The sequence below is a fragment of the Paenibacillus sp. P4_A7 genome (genome assembly GCF_056402455.1).
Genome location: NZ_JBFUHJ010000468.1, coordinates 1 through 4,287, shown reverse-complemented (window position 1 = coordinate 4,287; position 4,287 = coordinate 1). Strand labels below are relative to the sequence as shown.

The 4,287-nt window shown below is 42.9% G+C and carries 4 protein-coding genes and 1 pseudogene; all 5 read right to left on the bottom strand.

The genetic code is table 11. The features are described 5' to 3' along the window. Positions 1 to 222, bottom strand: a pseudogene (locus tag AC1DWN_RS28980) (DUF58 domain-containing protein); the annotation flags it as partial. Between the two features lie 12 nt (positions 223 to 234). Then, on the bottom strand, positions 235 to 1,194 hold the full coding sequence (locus AC1DWN_RS28975; RefSeq protein ID WP_477562347.1) for an AAA family ATPase: 960 nt from the start codon (positions 1,192 to 1,194) through the stop codon (positions 235 to 237). A gap of 21 nt (positions 1,195 to 1,215) precedes the next feature. Next, positions 1,216 to 2,139: a polysaccharide deacetylase family protein gene (locus AC1DWN_RS28970; protein ID WP_477562346.1), complete on the bottom strand. Its 924-nt coding sequence runs from the start codon at positions 2,137 to 2,139 to the stop codon at positions 1,216 to 1,218. Then, the gene (locus tag AC1DWN_RS28965) at positions 2,126 to 3,118 is read right to left on the bottom strand and encodes a phosphotransferase (RefSeq protein WP_477562345.1); all 993 of its coding nucleotides are present in this window, start codon (positions 3,116 to 3,118) and stop codon (positions 2,126 to 2,128) included. Before AC1DWN_RS28965 ends, AC1DWN_RS28970 begins: the two co-directional genes overlap by 14 nt. A gap of 5 nt (positions 3,119 to 3,123) precedes the next feature. Then, positions 3,124 to 3,804 carry an MOSC domain-containing protein gene (locus AC1DWN_RS28960; protein ID WP_477562344.1) on the bottom strand — a complete coding sequence of 227 codons (681 nt, stop codon included), beginning with the start codon at positions 3,802 to 3,804 and terminating at the stop codon, positions 3,124 to 3,126. Positions 3,805 to 4,287 lie beyond the last annotated feature (483 nt).

The window sequence follows — 4,287 nt, the reverse complement described above, 5'->3', positions numbered from 1 at the left end:
ATGCAAGTGAGTAGACAATAAGGATTCTATGCGAAGCCAGGGTACTGGCAGCCATTTCTCATTCGTCAATTGCTCAATCAGCTCTACCTTATCGCCTCGATAGCAAGATTTCGTTTGAAAATGCCGTTGATAAGTTACTTTACGCAACACATAACGTTGAAACAAGCGGCTCTGTAATAATATAATGCCGACAGCCGCAACTATAAACCAGAATAAAATCATCGCGCCGCCGCCCTATCGAACCGATAGGCCGGCTTCTGCTGGCACGGCTGTCTGACGAATAATATCATCAATAATGGCATCTGCATTGGCCGAAGTACGCTGCATGCCGCGAATAGCTAACCGATGCGAAAGCACCGGCTTTGCCATCGCCTTCACATCATCCGGCGTTACAAAATCTCGTCCGCGCAAGATCGCATTCACTTGAGCTGCACGAAGCAATGCCTGACTTCCACGAGGACTAACTCCTATCGATACCTCATCACGTTTCCTCGTCTGTTCAACTATAGACAATAAATATTGCAACACCTCATCATTTACTGTTACAGCCGTGTATGCTTTCTGTGCCTGCTGTATGATCTCAATGTCCACAACMGGCTCAAGAGATTCTAGCGGATCACTGTCCTTGAATCGTTTTAACAGCTGAATGCCTTCCTCAGTCGTTGGGTAGCCCATTTTTATTTTGAATAGGAAACGATCCAGCTGAGCTTCAGGAAGTGGAAAAGTTCCTTGGTGCTCAACCGGATTTTGGGTAGCTATAACCATGAAAGGACGACCAAGCCATTTCGTTTCTCCGTCAATACTAATTTGACGCTCCTCCATACATTCTAGCAAGCTAGATTGCGTACGCGGTGTTGCCCGATTTATCTCATCTGCTAGCAATAGGTTTGTAAACAATGGACCCGCGCGAAACTCAAATTCACTCAGCTTCTGATTGTAAAAGTGAATACCACTCAAATCCGATGGAAGCAAATCGGGCGTAAATTGAATACGCTTAAATTGGAGTTTCAGCGACTTCGATAATGATTTTGCAAGCAACGTCTTGCCTGTTCCCGGCACATCCTCCAGCAGTACATGTCCTGACGTAATAAGACCAATTAACAATAAATCGATAACTTCTTCTTTACCTACTATTACGCGTCCAATGTTTGCTTTAACTTGCTCGGCTAATTGCTTGATGGAATGAAATGGCATAAGTGCGTACAGCTCCTTTTGTTATTTCGTGTAGCCGCTGCGGTCACGCTGCAGTTTTTGCAGCTCGCGCCAACGGATCAAGCGTATTCCTTCGTCTTTGAGTGTTTGCTGAATAGCTGCATCGCGAAACATTTCTAACTCCATTCCACGTTTTTCCGGTTGACCGTGAAAAGCATGAAGCTCATCTGTCACAAATGACGGATGAATGATAAGCTCTGTTACTCCTGGTTTCAGTCGTTTTAATAGATGTTGCATGTCAGTTTTGAATGAGTCGAAGGTTTCTCCCTCTTGCAAATGAAAAGGAAGACCAACCAAATAATCAAGGATAACGACACCTTTGGAATCTGCTAATGCTCCCAGCAGCTTCGCTTGCTCAGCAAGCTCAGGAGGTGCAACTTGATCGTTTGTCTCCCGCAAATTACGAGGCAAACGAAATGGCAGACCATAAGCCGCACATACATCTAATACGACAGACAAGAAATTACGGCCCGTAGCTAAACCATATAGGCTGCCCATATGATTATCAGCATGCGTTGGCTTCATCCCCATTTGAAGTGCCATTTCAATTTGTGCAATCATTTCAGCTTTTACTTGTACCTCATCAGCCTGTTTCTCGAAAGTTTTACAATCCTTCGGAAAGTAACCTTCATTTGTTACCAGTGAAGATGTAATGCCATGACGGTTAACCGGAMCCCAACGGTATAAATCCCATTCACTTGTAAAAGTCAAATGTACGCCAACGTCAAACGGTGAATGTCGAGCACTCCATAGCGCTGCTTCTCTTGCCCAACCGCAAGGCATCATTAAAGTAGCTGAGCTCACAATCCCATCTGTGAGCAACTGCTGTATACCGATATTAACAGAATGACAAGATCCGAAATCATCTGCATTTATAATTAGTAGTTTCTCCTGTTCTCCATAACCAAGTTCACTAGCTAGACTCATATTTGACATCCTCCCATTGTTCATTTATCCAATGACATCCATATAGAGATTGATCAATTATGCTGCATAACACATCTTCATTATCTAACCCATCGTTAAGACGTATAGCAAAGTGGAGTACAACATCGAGCAATCGCAGTTTCATTAAGATAGGCAACTTTTCAAGCTCATTGTTAGTTAAAGCTATCGTTTCCGAATACCCTTGAATTAACGTACACACTTTTGCTGTACTATCAGTTATATCAGGTTTAATTAGATCCACAAGGGTAACTGCCAGCTCCATTGCACGAACATCAATCGTTGTAAACTCAAAATCAAGAACACCATTAATCCTTTCCCCGCTCAAAACCGTATTATTAAATACGAGATCACCATGAATCCACTGTTTCGGCAAAAGGGAAATACTCTCGCAAGCCGCGGCGACTTCCTCCCGTTCTCGAAGTAGTTCAATAACGCTTTCACGTCTAGACTTAAGTTTAGCAGAATTTTCTGTCAATGACATGAAAGCCGTTTCATCCATTGACGAATACGTGCTTGCAATCAAATAATAGGGAGTGTATATCGGCTGGCTGCTCAGTTCAAGCTTACTCAATGCTAACGTAAGCTGACCTGCTATTTGACCCAGTGCTTTGACATGGCAAAGAAATGAAGCTAGGGGCCTATCTCCTTTAATATAATGAAATAAAGAGGAAATCGTTCCGTCACTGGCAATAGTAATTGTATCTCCGCTAGTATTCCTTACTGGAACGGGTACATCAAATGTGAGCTGCTGTTTTGACAATGCTGTTAACACCTCATGTTCAAGCCTCACGATTTGAGCATCCTTGTGGTTATTATAGATGCGAAGCACAAACCGAATATTGCCTGAGGTGACCATGCGTGTAGTATTATTCATGCCGCTTTCTCGCTGCTCAACGATATATGGTTCTGGAAATTCGTATTTGGTCAAAAAAGTATCGAAATCATATTTGCCATTCAAGCCGACTAGCCTCCTAGATTCACCTGCTGCAATCGTTTTAGTCGACTCTCCAGCTGATCCTGCCAGCTCTTCGCAAGCTCCTTTACAGCAAGCAGCTGTTCAATTCCTTTTATGTCTTCCTTATCATTGTACATAACGCGATTCGCTTCAGCGATCGTCTTGCGTGCAGCATGTTTTTTGGTAATCGTAAATGTGGTGCCTACCTGCATCGTACCCTCTTGTAGAACTCGAAAATAAAACCCAGTATTCCCCTGATTTCTTACGAGCTCAGGCAATTCCGGTATTTGGTGGCGTATACCAAGCTTAAAGCAAGGCTGACGCGGCTGGCTTACTTGAAAGACGACATCGCCTGCCTCAATAATATCACCGATGCATATATCATCTTCCGTCCAATCGGATAGTGTAAAGTTTTCGCCAAATGCGCCAAACTCGAATGGACGTCCAATTTGATTTTCCCAATATGCGTACTGTCGTTCCAAATAAACGCAAACAGCTTTATCCACACCGCCATGATGCACAGTATCCCCTTGCCCGTCCCCTTGCACTCCGGTCATGCTTATTGAATGAGCAAATGGAGAGGTTTTTTTGAAAATACCTGAAATTACTTCTTTAGAGCCGTGAGCGATCGCAACAGGTTCGCCGACGTTAAGTGATACGAGTCTCGCTGACTCCCTTTCATCTGCCATTTGTTTAATCCTCCTCGACTATTTTCCTCTGTGATTATTATAATCTTGATAGGGAGAAGTTGGCAAAGAGATATTACCACATTAATTATTATGTGGTTTATTATATGTACTTCTATACTTTCGACACTTTCTACAAAATCTGAATCTCCATGATGTCGAAAAGATTTCTTTCCTGTAGCTTCTTGCGCACACCCGGGAAATATTATCTGAAAATTCACTTATATTTCCCGCTCATGTATCCGTTCATTTCCCGGAAATTCCGGAAATATTATTAGCTTAATGGATATTCCCTTTCTATCCGCGCCATATCTCTTCGTGTACGTTTGAGCTTGTTTTGCATGCTAATCCTATGACGTTTTTCATATCTAAAATCACTAATCGTCCCGATTAGGAGCAATACTACTGCGAGGTGCATCCTGAAGCAGCTGCCGCTTCTCACCTCTTATCAGCTTAAAGTAAATAGGAATCATATAGGAAATATGC